General features: G+C 75.0%; 1 protein-coding gene. It reads right to left on the bottom strand.

Going from position 1 to position 1,239, the window contains the following annotated elements; all coding sequences use genetic code 11:
• Positions 1–1,174: sensor histidine kinase (locus tag G3I19_RS36525; RefSeq protein WP_343235316.1), on the bottom strand; the 1,174-nt coding region annotated here is incomplete at its 3' end.
• Positions 1,175–1,239 lie beyond the last annotated feature (65 nt).

Here is a 1,239-nt window from a genome sequence, read left to right as displayed (position 1 = left end):
CGGTCGGCGCTGGGGCGGGTGCTGAGGCGGGCGGTCCGGGGCTGGGCGCGGAAGCCCCGCCGGTGAACGGGATGACCGCCTCGACGCGGAACCCGCCTCCCGGGCGCGGCCCCGCGTCGATCGTGCCACCCAGGGCGGCCGCCCGCTCCCTCATGCCCACCAGGCCGTTGCCGCTGCCGCCCGCCTCGTCGTGGGTGGCCGGCCCTTCGTCCTCGATCCGCAGGACCAGCCGCTGCGGGGCGTAGCCGAGGGTGATCCGGGCGGTACGTGACCCGGAGTGGCGCACCACGTTGGTCAGCGCCTCCTGGACGATGCGGAAGGCCGCGAGGTCGGCACCGGGCGGGAGATCCCTGCGTGTTCCTTCGGTGACGGTGTCCACGGTCAGACCGGCGGCGGACGCCTGCTCCACGAGTTCACCGAGCCGGTCGAGTCCCGGGGCCGGGGCCCGCGGAGCGGCGCCGGGCGCCCGCAGGGTGTCGAGCACCTGGCGTACCTCGCCCAGCGCCTCCTTGCTCGCGGCCTTGATGGTGGTCAGAGCGGTACGCGCCTGCTCGGGGTCGGAGTCCAGGAGCGCGAGCCCGACACCCGACTGCACATTGATGACCGAGATGCTGTGGGCCAGTACGTCGTGGAGTTCCCGGGCGATTCGCAGCCGCTCCTCATCGGCGCGGCGCTTCTCGACGGCCCGGCGTTCGGCACGTTCACGGGCCCACCGCTCGCGCCGCACCCTGGCCAGCTCGGAGGCGGCGAGGATCGCCACCACCCAGGCGGTGACCGCCAGTTCCTGCCCCCACGGGGCGGCGTGGTCACCGGCGGGCGGCAGCCAGCGGTAGAGCCAGTGCGCGGCCAGGACGTGTCCGGCCCAGAGCATGCCGACGGCGGACCAGGCGGCATAGCGGTGACCGGCGACGATGGCCCCGAAGCAGCCGACGGCGACGGTGAGGAACACGGGTCCGTACGGATATCCGGCGCCCAGATAGACCATCGCACAGGCCGCGGTGGCGAAGGCGGTGATGACCGGGTACTTGGTGCGGAGCAGCAGGAACGCCTGGCCGGCCACCAGCAGCAGCCGCGCCCACACATCGAGCGGGGCGCGGTCGGCCTGCCCGTGGGCGGCGATGGTGGTGCCCACCAGGACGATCACGGTGAGGACCAGCGTGGAGCGCCAGGGCACCCGGCCCGCGCGCGCCCCCTCCCCGGGCGGCTGCCACCGGCCCGGGCCGCCGTGCTCCCACGCCC

It is taken from the genome of Streptomyces sp. SID10853 (genome assembly GCF_010548145.1).
Lineage (GTDB): Bacteria > Actinomycetota > Actinomycetes > Streptomycetales > Streptomycetaceae > Streptomyces.
This window is presented reverse-complemented; position numbering and strand designations above follow the sequence as displayed.